Source organism: Pseudomonas sp. MF7453 (genome assembly GCF_016405455.1).
In the GTDB taxonomy this organism is placed as follows: domain Bacteria; phylum Pseudomonadota; class Gammaproteobacteria; order Pseudomonadales; family Pseudomonadaceae; genus Aquipseudomonas; species Aquipseudomonas paralactis.
The window spans coordinates 210,850-228,476 of record NZ_JAEKCN010000002.1 but is presented as its reverse complement, the minus strand read 5'-3'; the positions used below and the strand labels follow the sequence as shown (position 1 = coordinate 228,476).

Below are 17,627 nucleotides of genomic sequence, written 5' to 3'. Positions count from 1 at the left end.
AGTTTTTCGCGAGCAAGCTCGCTCCTACAGAACTGCTATCGGGAGCAAGTCGGATCGTCGCACGGCCCCTCCCGCATTTGGCTCAAGGTTTTGCTTCGTTGCTGAAGCTGTCCACCGTCTTGATCAACCCCAGCGCCGCCAACGCGACCAACTCACCGCCTTTTTCCACCGTCGCCAGCGCCGGATCCGACCCCATGCGGCCATCGGGGAAGCGCGCGCGGAAGTCCAGCGCCTCGCGGATCGGGCCGGTGTTGGCGATTTGCGGTGAGTAGTCGGCAGACTTGATCGACTGCGGGTAAGCCCACTGCGTCACCGCAATCTCCGACGGCGTGGCGTGGCTGCCGTGGCCGACCGGGAACTGGCGCTGGGCCAGGTCGGTGACGCCTTCCAGGTCCCACCAGTTCACCAGCTTCAGCGCGAACCCGGCCGGGCGGCGGGCGAAGCTGGCTTCGGCGTACAGCTCGGAAAACGCCGCCTCGATCGTGGCGATATTGCCGCCATGGCCGTTCAGGAACAGGATTTTCTCGAAGCCATGCCCGGCCAGCGAACGCACCCAATCGCCAATCGCGGCGATAAAGGTGGAAGGGCGCAGCGAGATGGTGCCGGGAAAGCCCAGGTGGTGCTGGGCCATGCCTATATTGAAAGTAGGGCCGATCAGGATGTCGGCGTTTTTTTGCGCCTCATGGGCGATGATCTCCGGGCACATCCAGTCGGTGCCCAGCAGGCCGGTGGGGCCGTGTTGTTCGTTGGAGCCGATAGGGATCACGACCGTGCGGCTGCGTTCCAGAAACTGCCCGATTTCGATCCAGGTGCTGGTGTGTAGAAGCATTCGAAGCTCTCTTTTATCTGTGGGGACAGGCTATCCGCCACGGATTGTACGACTACTCGCCACCTGTTGGGGTTTGCAATTGAGGTACGTCGAGGACTTCAACCAGCGCTGGTCGGGATACCAGGAGAACATGAACTGCCCATCCTTGAGCTTGTCTACCACTTGACGGGCGACCTGCGGGCGTACTGCCGGGCAGCCCTGGCTGCGGCCGATTCGGCCTTCGCGCTTGCTCCATAACGGGCTGACGTAGTCGGCGGCATGGATCACGATGGCGCGGTCGCGTGCCAGGTCATTGAAGCCGGGCTCAAGGCCATCCATGCGCAGCGAGTAGCCATGGGCGCCGAGGTAGCTTTCCTGGGTGCGGAACAAGCCCAGGCTGGATTGATGGCTGCCTTCGAGATTGGAGAACTGAGTGGCGAAGTTTTCCCCCGACTTGGCGCCATGGGCCACCAGATCACGCAGCACCAGGGTCTGTTTGCGCAAATCGAAGATCCACAGCCGACGGGCGGTCGAGGGCTGGGAGTAGTCAATAACCGCCAGGCGATCGGAGCGTTCCTCGCCGTTATTGACTGCACACTGCACCGCGCTCAGGGCACTTTTGAGTACAGTGGGATTGAGTTCTGGAGCCGAGCGCGCCAGGCTGCTATACAGGGAAGGTGGGGTGCCAGCGGCAGCGAGCGCAAAATTGCTCAATAAAGCCAGGCCCCCGGTGATCAAGCCGAGGTGGCGCATAAAAGTCAGCATCTACAGTCGAGTCCCCGCTGTGGAGTGGAGCTAAGTCAATTGTTCAAAAAACACGCATGTTACTTGAGCATTTGCCTGCTCGTTGCACCATTGGTCGCGACAGCCGATGCGCTGGCGCCTGAGCCGCTGCCGGTCACTACGCCTGCGCCCGTCGATCTGGCGCCGGTACAGCAGGCGCTGGCGCAACTGTCCAGCGTATGCCCGCACCTGGTCTCGCGGGTCGACGCCACCGCGCAGGTGCGCCTGCAAGCCTTTTACCAACAGCAGGGCAATGCACCGTTATGGTCGGCCGACGAGTCTCGGCAAGCCTTGCACACCCAGTTGCAGATGCTGGCCGACGACGGCCTGGATCCCTCCCACTATAGCTTGCCTGCGGTAGATGCCACGGCCAACGTGCTGTGCAGCGACATCGCGACCAGCCAGCAATACCTGCAAGCCCTGCACGACTTGCATTACGGGCGCCTGCTGCAATCGCGCTATGAACCGCTCTGGCATTCTCAACCGCCCACAATTGACCCTAACACCGCAGTATTGGCATTTGCCGCCACCGGCTTGCAGGACATGGCCAAAGGGTTCGACCAGGCGCGGCCCAGTGCAGACTTGTATCGCAGCCTGCGCAATGCCTATTCCAGCCTGCGCCAGCAACCTTTACCGCACTGGGACGCGGTAGGCAGTGGTCCGCTATTACGCCCCGGCATGGAAGACCCGCGTGTGCCGGAATTGGCGCGGCGCCTGCACAGTGGCGGCTATCTGGCCAAGTTGCCCAACGGCAAGCAATATCAGGGCGATCTGGTCAAGGCGGCCAAAGCGTTCCAGCTCAGTCATTCGTTGCAAGCCGATGGTGTGATCGGCGCAGGCACCGTGGCCGAACTCAATATCAGCCCGGCGATACGCCGCGAACAACTGCGCATCAACCTGGAGCGTTTCCGCTGGCTGGCCCAGGACCTGGAGCCCGAAGGCGTCGTGGTCAATGTGGCTGCTGCGCAATTGAGTGTGTACCAGAGCGGCATTCCGGTATGGCAAACCCGCCTGCAAGTGGGACGCGCCGAACGCCAGACACCGCTGCTCAAGTCGCGCATCACGCGGCTGACCCTCAACCCCACCTGGACCATCCCGCCGACCATCATGCGCGAGGACAAACTCCCGGCCATCCGTCTGAACCCGGAATACCTGCGTCAGCAAAACCTGCAAGTGCTCGACGCCGAAGGCCATCCGCTGACGCCCGAGCAGGTCGACTGGGCGCGCCCCGGCAATATCCTGCTGCGCCAGCAGGCTGGCCCGCGCAACCCGCTGGGCAAGATCGTGATGCGCTTCCCTAACCCGTTCTCGGTGTACCTGCACGACACACCCAGCCAGCCGCTGTTTACCAAGGGTCCACGGGCGTTCAGTTCGGGGTGTGTGAGGGTCGAGCAGCCGCTGCTGCTGCGTGACCTGTTGGTAACCCCGGCCGAACGCACCCGTACCGATGAGCTGCTGGCCACCGGCCTGACCCATGAATTCAGGCTGACCACGCCGGTGCCGGTGCTGTTGGGGTATTGGACGGTGGAAGTGGATCGCCAGGGGAGCCTGGTCTACGCGCCGGATATCTATGCGCTTGATCCGGTGTTGATCAAGGCCATGGGGAGTGTGCTCTAGAAAAAATATGGGGGAGGGCTTTGAAACACCATGTAGGAGCGAGCTTGCTCGCGAAAAACGTCAACGATAACGCGTGTTTCCTGAGTAAACGCGGCGCCTATGGGTTTTTCGCGAGCAAGCTCGCTCCTACATGGTGTTAGGGCAAGCGCCGTCCTTGATGTCCCTTACGTTCTATTCCGGTATCAACTGCTGGCGGCATTCCAGCACCAGCAGGGCGCCGCCCAGTTCGCTGGTGCCGACTTCGAGCTTGAAACCGTGCAGGTTGATGATCGCCGCCACAATCGACAGCCCCAGACCAAAGCCACCTTGCTGATCGTTTTCATCCACCCGATAGAAACGCTGAAACACCGACGCGCGTTCAGCCGCCGGAATTCCGGGCCCCGAGTCGAGCACTTCAATGCGCGTACTGCCCATATCATTGACCGCTCGCAGGATGACCTTGCCATTGGGCGGAGTGAACTTGATCGAATTGCTCAACAGGTTGGCCAAGGCCTCAAACAACAGGGCGCGATCGCCGGTCACCCACGGCAATGATTCGGGAGTTTGCAATACCAACTCCATTTCACCTTCCTCCGCGAGGGGCAGATAAAAGTCATGCAGTTCGCGCAGCAACGGCAGCGGGTCCAGTACCAAAAAGCCTGACCGACGCTGGTGATCTTCCAGTTCGGAAATGCGCAGCAGCCCGCGAAAGCGCGCCATCAGTGTGTCGGTTTCGGCAATGGCGTCATCGAGTTTCACTGCGTGGGCGGAGTCTTCCTCGGCTTGCTGCTTGATGCGGTAAAGCTGCGCGCGCAGGCGGGTGAGGGGGGTACGCAGGTCGTGGGCGATGGCGTCGCACACGCCCTTGACCTCGTTCATCAGTTTCTCGATGCGTTCGAGCATGGCGTTGACGATGGCCGCGAGCATGTCCAGTTCGTCGCGCCGATCAGACAGCGGCAAGCGGTGCGTCAGGTCGCCGGCGACGATGGCTTCGGCGCTGGCCTGGATCCCGCGGATGCGCCGCAACGGGCGGCGGCGCAGCAGGTGCCAGCCGGCAGCGCCGGGGATGATGGTCAACGACAGCGCCCACAGCAGGGCATGCCAGATGATCCGCGTTACGCCGAACAGCGAGCCGTTGGCGCGCACCAGCACCAGCCAGCGCCCGTCGTCGGTGTGGGTGGCAACGGCGTCGCAGCTGTCCTTGGGCAGCTTGGGGTCATCGGATTCGACGCAGTTGGCCAGGGTGTGGATCTTGCCATCCAGCGGCAGGTCGGCCGGTACCGTGCGGATCGGGCCGCTCAGGGGCCGGAACTGCTCGTCGAACAAGCCGTAGGCGTCGACGCCCTTCATGTCGAAGGTCATGCTGGTGGTCAGCGCTTCGACCAGGGCTTCGCCGTCAAAACGCTGGAACAAGTGCTGGCGTTGCAGAAGAGAATGGCGCGACAGGTCGCTGAGGTAGCCCGACACCTCGTAATACAGCACCCCCATGAGGATGCAGCTCCACGCCACGAACAACGAGCTGTACAGCGCCAGCAAGCGGCTGCTGGAAGAACGCCAGCCCTTAGAGGGGTTCAGCAATGACATACCCGGAACCTCGTACCGTGCGGATCAGCGGCGTGAGGCCCGGGGGATCGATTTTCTTGCGCAGGCGACCGATGTGCACGTCGATCAGGTTGGTGCCCGGGTCAAAGTGATAACCCCAGACTTCCTCGAAAATCATCATGCGCGACAGGATCTGCCCGGTGTTGCGCATCAGAAATTCCAGCAGTTTGTATTCGGTCGGCAACAGCGTCAGCGGCTGCTCGGCGCGGCTGGCTTCGCGGCTGATCAGGTTCAACTCCAGGTCCGCCACGCGCAGGGCGGTTTCGAACTCCTTGACCGTGCTTTTGCGCCGCAGCAGCACTTCGACACGGGCGGCCATTTCGTCGGAGGCGAACGGCTTGGTCAGGTAGTCATCACCGCCGGCACGCAGGCCGCGTACACGCTCGTCGACATCGGAGAGGGCGCTGATCATCAGGATTGGCGTCGATACCCCAATCGTGCGCAAGGTGGTGACGATGGCCAGGCCATCCAGTTCGGGCAACATGCGGTCGAGGGTAATCAGATCGTAATCGCCGCTCACGGCGCGGACCAGCCCCTCGCGGCCGTTGTCTACCCAGTCTACGTCCAGTCCATGGCTACTCAGCTCGGCGACGATCTCGCGGGCCGTTACGGCGTCATCCTCGATGGTCAAAATGCGGGTCATAGGAGTACCTGGTGAGCGTTCACACTAGAAGTGGAGGTTATTTTGCCAAGAAGTTGCTGAATGTTTCCTAAATAAAACTTCATCTTGGCAAAACTGCCACCATGACTGACACAACCCAGTGTGGGAGGGGGGCAAGCGCTAATGCCTGTAGGAGCGAGCTTGCTCGCGAAAAACGTCAACGATAACGCGTGTTTCCTGAATGAACGCGGCGCCTGTGGGGTTTTCGCGAGCAAGCTCGCTCCTACATGGAATGTGCCCGACGGAAGAATGCATATCGCCCGGTCTTAACCCACCTTTCTTGCAACTTGCATGGTTTTGCGAAGTTCAATTTAGTTAAATTATTGAAAAATAAGAATTTTAAAACGTATGGCGACTGGCATGGTGCCTGCACTGTCCCTTTTGAGACTTGTAACACTATTTTTCATGCCTGGAGCAAAACAACAATGATCACATCCTCATCCGCGCTGCAAGAGTCAAGCACGCTCTCCGGGGTTTCCTGGGGGGCGATCTTCGCCGGGGCCGCTGCGGCGGCTGCGTTGTCACTGATTCTGGTGCTGCTGGGCTTCGGCCTTGGCTTTTCGGCGGTGTCGCCGTGGGCCGACAGCGGTATCAGCGCCAAGGGTCTTGGCATTTCCACGATTGTCTGGCTGGCTTTTACTCAGATCGTCGCATCGGGCCTGGGCGGCTACATCGCTGGCCGGTTGCGGGTGAAGTGGGCCAATATGCACGGCGATGAAGTCTACTTTCGTGATACGGCCCATGGTTTCCTGGCGTGGGCCGTGGCTACCCTGATCACGGCAATGCTGGTGGTCGGTTCGGTCAGCAGTGTGGTCAGCGGCGGTGTTAAAGCCGGTGCCAGCGTCGCGTCGGGCGCCGCCAGTGGTTTGACTCAGGCGGCCGGCAGCGCAGCCAAAGGTGCCGACAGCGGCGACTTCGGCTATTACGTCGACAGCCTGTTCCGCGATGACCGCCCAGCCGCGGTCAGCGACGACGCGGCGCACGCCGTGGTCGGCCGTATCTTTGCCCGCACCCTGAGCAATGACGGCCAACTGGCTGCCGAAGACCGTGCCTACCTGGCCCAGTTGATCACTCAGCGCACCAACCTCAGCCAGGCCGATGCCGAGGCGCGTATCGACAAAGTCTACGGCGATGCCCGTAAAGCCATCGAAGACGCCAAGCTCAAGGCCAAGCAAGCCGCCGAGACCGCCGCCAAAGTGGCTGCCTACACCTCGCTGTGGACCTTCGTGGCGCTGTTGATCGGTGCTTTCTTCGCCAGCTTCGCTGCCACCTTCGGCGGTCGCCGCCGGGATGCTGTGGTGTACGTCGAAACCGAAAACTACGTTCGTTAATTCAAGGTCCATTCATTAAAGGAAAGCATCATGCGCTCATTACTGCTGTGGTTCCTCGGCGTGCCGATTCCGGTGATCATCCTGATCGCGATCTTCATGCACTAAACCCGGGCCTGGCTCGGTAAAGGGTGGGAAGGGCTTTGCTCCTTCCCACTTTTGGTTTTACGCAGTGCCAGCCAACTGGTGACCAGCAAGGCGCTGGCCAGTGAGGTCATGATCACCAGCGGTTGCGCAGTGCCATCCGACAGCAGCCCGGTGGCCCAACTGCTCAGCGCCGTCACAATCATCTGAATAAAAAAGAACAACCCTGACGCCGTTCCGGCAATTGCGCCGTGGGGCTGCAACACCGACAACTGGCAGGCATCGTCAGCCCCACCGATACCATGATCACCACCATCGGCAATACAATCGCCAGCCAATCCTGCGCCAGCACGGTTGTGGCTGTCGCCAGCATCACGCTGCCCAGCACATTCAGGCCGATGGCAACGCTGATCAAGCGGTCTGCCTCGAACCGCCCCACCAGGCGGCGGAACAGGTTGGCGCCGAGCATGTAGCCGCTGATCGTTGCGGCAAATACCAGCGCATAGGCGCTGGGCGACAAACCAAAGCCGCGTTGCAGCAACGCCGAAGACTCGCTGATAAACGGAAAATAGGTGCTGTACACGCAGCCGATCGCCAAGGCATAACGCAGGAAATAACGGTCGCGCAGCAGTTGGCCGTAGATGTGCAGCAAGTGCGGGGGCGGGGCAGCGGCCACTTGCGGCGGACGGGTTTCCGGCAAACGCCGTTGCACCACCAGGCACAACAGGCTGCCAATCACCCCCAGCAACACAAATAAACCTCGCCAACCCAAGAGGGGCAATAACACGCTGCCAAGCACCGGCGCGGCCATGGGCGAGACTGCCATCGCCATGGAGATCAACCCCAGCAAGCGCGCCTGCTCCTGCGGGGCAAAATAGTCGCGCACAATCACCCGACCAATCACCGTGGTGCAGCACCCGCCGAGGGCCTGGAACAGCCGCGCAATGATCAACACCCCGAGGCTGTCGGCCAGTGCGCAAGTGAGGGTCGCCAGCACATAAATCGTCAACCCGGCCAGCAACACCGGGCGACGGCCGAAGCGGTCGGTAAGCGGGCCGCTGACCAGCAAGGAAACCGCCGAACCGAGGGTGTAGAGCGTCAGCACCAGTTGCAGTTGACTGTCCGAGGTTTGGAAGTAGTCGGCCATAGCGGGCAGGGCGGGCAAGTGCAGGTCCAGGGTGAGGCGCGGCAGGCCCACCAGGATCGTCAGCAGCGTTAGCCAGAACCAAGGGGCGAGAATACGTTGCGTCATGGGCGGTTACTTCGCGAGGGGTAGAGCCTGGACTCTAGCGGCGTTGTGGTTTAATCCGCAGGACCACTTGTGCACGGAAGGACTGGACCACTATGCGCCGAGGAAAAGCCGCCTCCCACCTTGACCTGCCGCGCCCGGACAACCTGAATGCGGGTAAACAACAGGGCGCCTATGAGGCGTTACGGGGGGCGATCCTGAATCGGCAGTTGCCGGCCGACAGCCGCTTGCCATCGACCCGCAGCCTGGCCGAGCGTTGGCAGGTTTCACGTGGCACCCTTGAGGCGGTGTTCGACCGCTTGCACAGTGAAGGCTATGTGCAGCGTGTGGCGGGCTCCGGCACGCGGGTGTGCGCGGTGATTCCCGAGCAATTCATTGCGGCCCCGGCATCAGAACACATGCTGCGCAGACCGGTTGACGCCGACCCACCCCACGCCGGTGTGCAGAGCCATGTGCCCTTTGTTGCACGGCGCCCGGATGCCGGCCTGTTCGACCGCAAAGCCTGGGCGCGCTGCATCTCCCGTGGCTTGCTGGCCGCGGGCGTTGGTGTGCTGGAGGCCGCCCACCCGGGGGGGCTGCCGGCCTTGCGGGAGCACATTGCGGATTACTTGCGCAGTTATCGCGGCATGCACTGTGAGGCGGACGAAGTGATTGTTACCACCGGCATTCGTCATGGCCTTGACCTGGTCGCCCGCACGCTGCTTCAACCGGGTGACCTGGCCTGCGTCGAAGATCCCGGCTACACCCCGGCGCGGCGTCTGTTCAACCTGGCCGGTGCACAGGTGCAGTCGATTCCGGTCACCGCCGAAGGGCTCGATACCGCTCAGCTCCCCGCGCACGCACGGCTGGCGTATGTCACCCCCGCGCACCAGGCGCCGCTGGGCGTGACCCTGTCGGTGTCGCGTCGTCTGGCGTTGCTGGATTGGGCACATCGAGCGGATGCCTGGGTGGTCGAAGACGACTATGACAGCGAGTACAACTACAACAGCGCCCCTCTGGCCGCGCTCAAATCCCTGGACACGAATGACCGCGTGCTCTACTGCGGCAGCTTCAACAAAAACCTGTTTCCAGGCTTGCGAGTGGGTTTCATGGTGGTGCCCAAAGCCCTGCGCCCATCACTGCTGCGCACCTTGCAACTGACCGGGCATTCGGTAGGCGCCAGCGATCAGTCGGGCCTGGTGGATTTTCTTGGCAGCGGTGCGTTCGTGCGGCATTTGCGCGCTTCGCGCCAGGCCTATCAGGCGCGGCGTGATGCCTTGCTCGCGTGCCTCCCGCCGGGCGTTACGGTCAGTGGTGAGCAGGCCGGGCTGCATTTTGTGCTGTGGTTACCGGCTGGGGTGTCAGAGGCGGATTTCTGCGCTCGCGCTGCCGACGCCGGGCTGAGCTTGCAGCCACTGGGCAAGTTCTGTGTCGAGGTAACGTTGCCGCCCGCGGTGATCATCGGCTACACCGCGTTGACCCTGGCGCAGATCCGCTTCCACGGCCGGGCCCTGGCGCAATTACTGTAGGAGCGAGCTTGCTCGCGATGATCGTCAACGATTAAGCGTGCTTGCTGAATGAACGCGGCGCCTGTGAGTTTTTCGCGAGCAAGCTCGCTCCTACAGATGGCGCATGTCAGTCGTCGAACCCGACCTGCTCATGAATTTCATCCACCTTCAATTCCAACCGATACGCCACCGCAATAAACAACGCCTGGCACAGGCACAAGGTGGCGCTCAGCGAACGGAAGGCAAACGAAGAGCCTTCATTGACCAACAGCACCGCATTCGCGCGCTTGGCCAGCGGCGACAGGTTGCTGTCGGTGATGATCAGGGTCTTGGCCTGGTGATGCTGGGCAATGCGCAGGCAGTGCTGGGTTTCCTTGCCGTAGGGGGTAAAGCTGATGGCAATCACCAGGTCATTGGCGCGCACGCTGCGCATCTGCTCGCGATAACTGCCGCCCAGGCCCGAGATCAGGTGAATGCGCTTGTTGGTGTGCTGCAGGTTGTAGACCAGGTAGTCGGCCACCGCAAAGGAGCGGCGCACGCCGACCACGTAGATGTTGTCGGCATTGACCACCAGGTCCACGGCTTTCTCGAAAGCCGCATCGTCCAGTTCCAGGCCCAGGCGTTCGATGCCCGAGAGGGTGGCGTTGACGCATTCACGCGCCAGGTCGCCGCCGCTGGCTTTCTGCGACTTGTTGGCGATCATGCTGCGGATGCGCTGCTGGTAGTTCTGCACCGGCGTGGTCTTGTGGGTATACGCCTCGCGAAACAGCGCCTGCATTTCACTGAAACCGCTGAAGCCGAAACGCTGGGAAAACCGCACGATGGCCGAGGGGTGTACTTCGCATTCACGGGCGATGTCACTGATGCGATCGACCATGATGCGGTCGCTCTGCTGGCTCATGTAACTGGCGATGCGCTTGAGCTGGCGCGGCAGGCTTTCGTATTCGTCGGTGATCAGCTGCAACAGGCGCTCGGCATTGATCGGAGGGCTGGCGACAGTTTCTTCCAGGGTGGTCTCGGGATCGGTGCGGGACATGGGCAATCCTTTTGGCGTGTTCGTCTGATGCGCTGATGGTTGGCGCAAGTCTACAGGGTAGGCGCAAAAAAATACCCCGACATCACGGCCCGCGTGGCCTGCTGAAACGATGCACGGGCGCTGGCGTGCCGCTATGCTGACGTATTGGAAAAAATATTCCACTAAAAATAATTATGGAATAAATATTGATTGCCGCCGTCGGACGTTCTAGTCTGCTCCCACCAAGAGCGTTTGCCGCCACCACGGCGGCACAACGCAGGCTGATAAAAATAACAGGAGCCAGCATGGGCCAGACTCGTTTTGCCAGTGGGCGTCAATTGGATCTGATTTGCCTCGGGCGCCTGGGCGTCGACCTCTACGCGCAGCAAGTGGGGGCGCGGCTTGAGGATGTGTCCAGCTTCGCCAAATACCTCGGTGGTTCCTCCGCCAACATTGCGTTCGGCACTGCCCGGCTGGGGCTTAAGTCGGCGATGCTGAGCCGGGTGGGTGACGACCATATGGGCCGTTTTCTGGTCGAATCCCTGGCTCGCGAAGGCTGCGATGTCAGCGGCATCAAGGTCGACCCGGAGCGCCTCACCGCCCTGGTGTTGCTGGGCCTCAAGGACCGCGAAACTTTCCCCCTGGTGTTCTACCGCGAAAACTGCGCCGACATGGCCCTGCGCGCCGAAGACATCAGCGAAGCCTTTATTGCATCGAGCAAGGCGCTGCTGATCACCGGTACGCATTTCTCCACCGACGGCGTGTACAAGGCCAGCATCCAGGCGCTGGAATACGCCGCCAAACACAACGTCCAGCGGGTACTGGATATTGACTACCGTCCGGTGCTATGGGGCCTGGCGGGTAAGGCTGATGGCGAAACCCGTTTTGTTGCCGACCAGAATGTCAGCCAGCATGTGCAGAAAATCCTGCCGCGTTTTGACCTGATCGTTGGCACGGAAGAAGAATTTCTCATTGCCGGCGGCAGTGAAGACCTGCTCACGGCCCTGCGCACGGTGCGTGAACTGACCCCGGCGATCCTGGTGGTCAAGCTCGGCCCGCAGGGCTGCACGGTGATCCACGGCGCAATCCCTGCGCGCTTGGAAGACGGGGCGATCTATCCCGGTGTGCGCGTTGAAGTGCTCAATGTGCTGGGCGCCGGCGATGCCTTTATGTCGGGCTTTCTCAGTGGCTGGCTCAATGACGCCAGCGACGAGCGTTGCAGCCAGTTGGCCAATGCCTGTGGCGGCCTGGTGGTCTCGAGGCACGCCTGCGCACCGGCCATGCCCACGCCCGCCGAACTCGATTACCTGTTCAATAGCCCGGTGCCGATCACTCGGCCCGACCAGGATGCAACCTTGCAGCGCCTGCACCGCGTCACGGTGCCGCGCAAGGCCTGGAAGCAACTGTTCGTGTTCGCCTTCGACCACCGCTGGCAGCTGGTGGAGCTGGCGCAAAAAGGCGGCCAGGATCTGGCGCGGATCAGCGCCATCAAGCAGCTGTTTATCCAGGCCATTGAACGTGTGGAGAACAAGCTCGCCGAGCAGGGCATCGAGGCCGATGTGGGTCTGCTCGCCGATCAGCGTTTCGGCCAGGATGCCCTCAACGCCGCCAGTGGCCGTGGCTGGTGGATCGCCCGCCCGGTCGAAGTGCAGAACTCTCGGCCCCTGGCGTTCGAACACGGCCGTTCGGTGGGCAGTAACCTGATTGCCTGGCCCCAGGAACAGATCATCAAGTGCCTGGTGCAATTTCATCCCGATGACGAGCCGATGCTGCGCCTGGAACAGGAAGCGCAGCTCAAGGCGGTGTATGAGGCGTCCATCGTCAGCGGCCATGAACTGCTGCTGGAAGTCATCCCGCCCAAGGATCACCCATCCACTTACCCCGACGTTTTGTATCGCAGCCTCAAGCGCCTGTACAACCTGGGCATCTACCCGGCGTGGTGGAAGATCGAGGCACAGTCGGCCGAGGATTGGAAAAAGCTCGACGAACTTATCCAGGAGCGTGACCCGTACTGCCGTGGCGTGGTGCTGCTGGGCCTGAATGCCTCCCCTGAGTTTTTGGCTGATGGCTTCAAGCAGGCCAGCCAGAGCAACACCTGCCGCGGGTTCGCCGTGGGCCGCACGATATTCCAGGAACCGAGCCGGGCGTGGATGGCGGGGGAAATCGATGATGAGACCTTGATCCAGCAGGTACAGGCTACCTTCGAACAACTCATCAATGCCTGGCGCAGTGCTCGAACCTGATACATGACCGATACCTGTAGGAGCGAGCTTGCTCGCGAAAAACGCATGGGCACCGCGCTTCGTCAGAATGCCGGTGTAATCGTTAGCGATCTTCGCGAGCAAGCTCGCTCCTACAGTTGAGAAGCGACTTGAATAATAAAGGTGCAGCCATGCCCGCAATCCGAATTGGCATCAACCCGATCTCCTGGAGCAACGATGACCTCCCGGCCCTTGGCGGTGAAACCCCGTTGAGCACGGCCCTGAGCGAAGGCAAGGACATCGGCTACGAAGGTTTTGAACTCAATGGCAAATTCCCCAAGGATGCCAAGGGCGTCGGCGACGTGCTGCGCCCCTATGACCTGGCCCTCGTCTCCGGCTGGTACTCCAGCCGCCTGGCTCGTCGTTCGGTGGCCGAGGAAATCGAGGCTATTGCCGGGCATGTCGAACTGCTCAAACAAAACGGCGCCAACGTACTGGTGTACGGCGAAGTCGCCGACTCGATCCAGGGTTCACGCATTCGCCTGATCGAGCGTCCGCGCTTTCACAGTGAGCAGGCGTGGCAGGCGTACGCCGACAAGCTCACCGAGCTGGCGCGTTTCACCTTGTCCCAAGGCGTGCGCCTGGCCTACCACCACCATATGGGCGCTTACGTTGAGTCACCCGAAGACATTGACCAGTTGATGACACGCACGGGCCCGGAAGTTGGTCTGTTGTTCGATTCGGGTCACTGCTACATGGGAGGCGGCGAACCCATCGAGGTGTTGCGCAAGCACATCGACCGCGTTTGCCATGTGCATTTCAAGGACGTGCGCAAGCCGGTGGTGCAACTGGCGCGCAACCAGATGTGGAGCTTTCCCGATTGCATCGTCAACGGCACGTTCACCGTACCCGGCGACGGCGATATCAACTTTGCGTCGTTGCTGGACGTGTTGCTGGCTGCGAACTATCAAGGCTGGCTGGTGGTGGAAGCCGAGCAGGACCCGGCCGTGGCGCCCAGCTATATCTACGCGAAAAAGGGCTATGACACCTTGCGTGCGCTGCTCGACGAGAGGACTTGAGTGATGAGCTTGTTGGTCAAAAGCAGTAAACGCGGGCAAACCATGGTTGCCCTGGAGGCGGGTCGCCTGGAGTACGTAGGCTTCGCCGCTTACCGCTTGAGCCTGGGCGAAACCTTGCCGGTCAGCGCGGGCGATCAGGAGCTGTGCCTGGTGCTGCTCAGCGGTCGGGTGAATATCGAAGGCGAAGGCTTCAATTGGCAGAACCTGGGCGATCGCCAGTCGGTGTTCGAAGACAAGTCACCGTTCGCCGCCTATTTGCCGCCGGGCACTGACGCCCGAGTCACGGCCCTGAGCGATGTGCAAATTGCCGTCTGCGCAGCGCCGGGTGCTACGGGTTTTGCCCCGCGCCTGATCCGTCCCGAGCAGTGCAAACGCAGTGTGCGCGGCAAAGGCGCCAACACCCGCTATGTCTGCGACATCCTGCCCGACAGTGAGCCGGCGCATTCGCTGCTGGTGGTGGAGGTGCGCACGCCTTCGGGGCATTCCTCAAGTTATCCGCCGCACAAGCACGACACCGACGACCTGCCGCATCAGAGCTTTCTGGAAGAGACCTACTACCACCAGATCAACCCGCCCCAGGGCTTTGTGTTCCAGCGCGTGTACACCGACGATCGCAGCATCGACCAGGCTATGGCCGTGGAAAACAGCGACCTGGTGGTAGTGCCCAAGGGGTATCACCCGGTCAGTGTGCCGTATGGCTACGAGTCTTATTACCTCAACGTCATGGCCGGCCCCAAGCGCGCCTGGCATTTCCATAACGACCCGCAGCACAGTTGGCTGCTGGACCTTTAAACGGTTTTGGACGGAGAACAACAACAATGAAGTCGCCGCTACGTTTTGCCCTTAACCGTATGGTCGCGCCTGATTTGCCCCTGGCGGATTTTATCCAGCTGGCCAAAGCCCTTCAGTGCGATGCCATCGAGATCCGCAACGACCTCAAGAACCGCGAGATCGAATACGGCATGTCCGCCAGCCGCGTGCGTGAGTTGTGCGCCGCGCAGGGCATCCAGGTGTTGTCGATCAACGCGCTGTACCCCTTTGATGTTTGGAACGACGAACGCCGGGCCCAGGCAATCGAACTGGCCACCTACGCCCGTGAATGCGGGGCCCAGGGCCTGGTGATGTGCCCGTTCAATCAGTCTGGCGATACGCGCAACGACGCGCAGCGCGCCGCCGGTTTGCGCACCGCGTTGAGCGAACTGGCGTTGATCCTGCGCGAATACGGGATTCTCGGCTTCATCGAACCCCTGGGTTTCACCGTATCCGCCCTGCGTCGCAAGCGTGTGGCAGTGGATGCAATCAAGGCCGTCGGTGGTCTGGATGTGTTCCGCGTGGTGCACGACACCTTTCACCATCATCTGGCCGGCGAGCATGAGTTCTTTGCGGAGCTGACCGGCCTTGTGCATATCTCCGGGGTGGAAGACCGCGAGGCGCCGCTCGACTCGATCCGCGACGGCCACCGCGTGCTGGTGGGCGAGGACGATATCCTCGGCAATGCGGCGCAGATCGACACCTTGTTGAGCACCGGTTACAGCGGCTATCTGTCGTTCGAGCCGTTTGCCGAAAGCGTGCATGGGTTGGTGGATATCCGGCAGGCGTTGGGCAGCAGCATGGCGTATTTGCAAAAGCCCCTGCCATAACGCGATCAAAAATGTGGGAGCTGGCTTGCCTGCGACAGCGGTGCGTCAGGCAATGCATATGCAACGGATAGACCGCTATCGCAGGCAAGCCAGCTCCCACAGTGGATCGGTGTTGAACATTCCAATTGCATTCATACAAGGTGCAAATGATGACCACAACAAGATTGACCATGGCCCAGGCCCTGGTGAAGTTTCTGGATAACCAATACATCGAGATCGATGGCGTACAGAGCAAGTTCGTCGCCGGGGTATTCACTATTTTCGGGCATGGCAATGTGTTGGGTCTTGGCCAGGCGCTTGAGCAGGACGGTGGCGACCTGGTGGTGCATCAGGGCCGCAACGAACAAGGCATGGCCCACGCCGCCATCGGGTTTGCCAAGCAGCACCTGCGCCGCAAGATCTATGCGTGCACGGCCTCGGTGGGCCCCGGTGCGGCGAATATGCTCACCGCCGCAGCCACCGCCACGGCCAACCGCATCCCGTTGCTGTTGTTGCCCGGCGATGTCTACGCCAGCCGTCAGCCCGATCCGGTGTTGCAGCAGATCGAGCAGTTCCACGACCTGAGCATCAGCACCAACGACGCGTTTCGCGCCGTGAGCAAATACTGGGACCGTATCAACCGCCCTGAACAACTGATGACCGCAGCGATCCACGCCATGCGCGTGCTGACCGACCCCGCCGAAACCGGCGCGGTGACCCTGGCGTTGCCCCAGGATGTGCAGGCCGAGGTCTGGGACTATCCCGATTACTTCCTGCAAAAGCGCGTGCACCGTATCGACCGGCGCCCGGCCACCGCCGCAATGATCGGTGATGCGCTGGCAGCGTTTCGCGGCAAGCGCAAACCGTTGATCATTTGTGGCGGCGGGGTGAAGTACTCCGGCGCCAATGCGGCACTGCAAGCCTTTGCCGAGCGCTTTGCGATTCCCTTTGCCGAAACCCAGGCCGGTAAAAGCGCGGTGGTCTCCAGCCATGCGCTGAACGTCGGCGGCATCGGTGAAACCGGCTGCCTGGCGGCGAACCTGCTGGCTCCCGAGGCGGACCTGATCATCGGCATCGGCACGCGGTATACCGACTTCACCACCTCGTCAAAATCGCTGTTCAAGCACCCCGATGTGGCCTTTCTCAATCTCAATATCAACCCTTGCGACGCGTTGAAGCTGGACGGCGTGCAAGTGCTCGCGGATGCGAAAGTCGCGCTTGAAGCGCTGGCCGACGCCCTGGGCGATTACCGTTCGGGATGGGGCGAGCAGATCGCTGACGCCAAAACGCAACTGGATGCCGAAGTGGATCGCGTGCACCAGGTGCAATACTCAGGCGATGACTTTGTGCCGGAAGTTGACGACCTTCTGGACCGCGCCGTACTGCGCGAGTTTATCGAACTGACCGGCTCCTGCCTGACCCAAAGCCGCGTATTGGGCGTGCTCAACCAGACGCTGGCCGACGATGCGATCATCGTCGCCGCCGCCGGCAGCCTGCCCGGGGACTTGCAGCGCGCCTGGCGCAGCAAGGGCGTCAATACCTATCACGTCGAATACGGCTATTCGTGCATGGGCTACGAGATCAACGCTGCCCTGGGCGTGAAGCTGGCCGAGCCGAGCAAAGAGGTCTATGCCCTGGTCGGTGACGGCTCCTACATGATGCTCCACTCGGAGCTGGCCACCTCGATCCAGGAGCGGCGCAAGATCAACGTGGTGCTGCTCGATAACATGGCCTTTGGTTGCATCAACAACCTGCAGATCGGCAACGGCATGGACAGCTTCGGCACCGAGTTCCGCTTCCGTAACCCCGAGAGCGGCAAGCTCGACGGCGGCCTGGTGCCGGTGGATTTCGCCATGAGTGCGGCGGCCTATGGCTGCAAGACCTACAAGGTCAGCACGGTAGATCAGCTGGAAGCGGCCCTGGCCGATGCGCGCACGCAAACCGTATCCACACTGATCGATATCAAGGTGCTGCCCAAGACCATGGTCCACGGCTACCTGTCATGGTGGCGGGTGGGTGTGGCGCAGGTGTCCACCAGTGAACGTACAAATGCAGCGGCAAAAAAACTCAATGAACAGCTGGCCAAGGCCCGGCAGTACTAATAACAAGAGGAGT

At 61.4% G+C, this 17,627-nt stretch carries 13 protein-coding genes and 1 pseudogene; 8 read left to right on the top strand and 6 right to left on the bottom strand.

What is annotated here, in order from left to right; all coding sequences use genetic code 11:
- Window positions 1-82: 82 nt before the first annotated feature.
- Both JFT63_RS04925 and JFT63_RS04930 read right to left on the bottom strand, forming a co-directional pair.
- Window positions 83-829 carry a creatininase family protein gene (locus JFT63_RS04925; RefSeq protein ID WP_057702762.1) on the bottom strand — a complete coding sequence of 249 codons (747 nt, stop codon included), beginning with the start codon at window positions 827-829 and terminating at the stop codon, window positions 83-85.
- 30 nt (window positions 830-859) lie between these two features.
- Window positions 860-1,573, bottom strand: coding sequence for a murein L,D-transpeptidase catalytic domain family protein (locus tag JFT63_RS04930; RefSeq protein ID WP_057702763.1), 714 nt, complete (start codon window positions 1,571-1,573; stop codon window positions 860-862).
- A gap of 39 nt (window positions 1,574-1,612) precedes the next feature.
- Between JFT63_RS04930 and JFT63_RS04935 the strand changes: the two genes are divergently transcribed.
- Window positions 1,613-3,208 (top strand): L,D-transpeptidase family protein, encoded by a 1,596-nt coding sequence (locus JFT63_RS04935; protein WP_198843555.1) that lies wholly within the window; start codon window positions 1,613-1,615, stop codon window positions 3,206-3,208.
- A gap of 171 nt (window positions 3,209-3,379) precedes the next feature.
- Here JFT63_RS04935 and JFT63_RS04940 read toward each other — a convergent pair whose 3' ends face one another.
- Window positions 3,380-4,771, bottom strand: coding sequence for a sensor histidine kinase (locus tag JFT63_RS04940; protein WP_057702765.1), 1,392 nt, complete (start codon window positions 4,769-4,771; stop codon window positions 3,380-3,382).
- Window positions 4,749-5,432: a response regulator transcription factor gene (locus JFT63_RS04945; RefSeq protein WP_005787712.1), complete on the bottom strand. Its 684-nt coding sequence runs from the start codon at window positions 5,430-5,432 to the stop codon at window positions 4,749-4,751. The genes JFT63_RS04940 and JFT63_RS04945 overlap by 23 nt, the downstream gene beginning before the upstream one ends.
- 443 nt (window positions 5,433-5,875) lie before the next feature.
- On the opposite strand from JFT63_RS04945, the gene JFT63_RS04950 reads away from it, so the two are divergent.
- Complete coding sequence (locus tag JFT63_RS04950) at window positions 5,876-6,781, top strand: hypothetical protein (RefSeq protein ID WP_005787714.1); 906 nt, start codon at window positions 5,876-5,878, stop codon at window positions 6,779-6,781.
- A gap of 101 nt (window positions 6,782-6,882) precedes the next feature.
- Here the strand turns inward: JFT63_RS04950 and JFT63_RS04955 are convergent.
- A pseudogene (locus JFT63_RS04955) lies at window positions 6,883-8,114 on the bottom strand (multidrug effflux MFS transporter).
- Between the two features lie 92 nt (window positions 8,115-8,206).
- On the opposite strand from JFT63_RS04955, the gene pdxR reads away from it, so the two are divergent.
- Window positions 8,207-9,619, top strand: coding sequence for a MocR-like pyridoxine biosynthesis transcription factor PdxR (gene pdxR / locus JFT63_RS04960; protein WP_198843554.1), 1,413 nt, complete (start codon window positions 8,207-8,209; stop codon window positions 9,617-9,619).
- A 106-nt stretch (window positions 9,620-9,725) separates the two neighbouring features.
- Here pdxR and JFT63_RS04965 read toward each other — a convergent pair whose 3' ends face one another.
- Window positions 9,726-10,634 carry a MurR/RpiR family transcriptional regulator gene (locus JFT63_RS04965; RefSeq protein ID WP_005787722.1) on the bottom strand — a complete coding sequence of 303 codons (909 nt, stop codon included), beginning with the start codon at window positions 10,632-10,634 and terminating at the stop codon, window positions 9,726-9,728.
- A gap of 284 nt (window positions 10,635-10,918) precedes the next feature.
- Here JFT63_RS04965 and JFT63_RS04970 point away from each other — a divergent pair, with 284 nt between their 5' ends.
- The 5 genes from JFT63_RS04970 to iolD all read left to right on the top strand — a co-directional run bounded on the left by JFT63_RS04970 (window position 10,919) and on the right by iolD (window position 17,614).
- Window positions 10,919-12,856, top strand: coding sequence for a bifunctional 5-dehydro-2-deoxygluconokinase/5-dehydro-2-deoxyphosphogluconate aldolase (locus tag JFT63_RS04970; RefSeq protein ID WP_198843553.1), 1,938 nt, complete (start codon window positions 10,919-10,921; stop codon window positions 12,854-12,856).
- A gap of 149 nt (window positions 12,857-13,005) precedes the next feature.
- Window positions 13,006-13,893, top strand: a complete 888-nt coding sequence (gene iolE, locus JFT63_RS04975) for a myo-inosose-2 dehydratase (RefSeq protein WP_198843552.1) — start codon at window positions 13,006-13,008, stop codon at window positions 13,891-13,893.
- A gap of 3 nt (window positions 13,894-13,896) precedes the next feature.
- Window positions 13,897-14,685 (top strand): 5-deoxy-glucuronate isomerase, encoded by a 789-nt coding sequence (gene iolB, locus JFT63_RS04980; protein ID WP_032897000.1) that lies wholly within the window; start codon window positions 13,897-13,899, stop codon window positions 14,683-14,685.
- A gap of 26 nt (window positions 14,686-14,711) precedes the next feature.
- Complete coding sequence (locus tag JFT63_RS04985) at window positions 14,712-15,533, top strand: TIM barrel protein (RefSeq protein WP_198843551.1); 822 nt, start codon at window positions 14,712-14,714, stop codon at window positions 15,531-15,533.
- 149 nt (window positions 15,534-15,682) lie between these two features.
- A complete protein-coding gene (gene iolD / locus JFT63_RS04990; protein ID WP_198843550.1) occupies window positions 15,683-17,614 on the top strand; it encodes a 3D-(3,5/4)-trihydroxycyclohexane-1,2-dione acylhydrolase (decyclizing) in 1,932 nt (643 codons plus the stop codon).
- The last annotated feature ends 13 nt before the right edge of the window (window positions 17,615-17,627 follow it).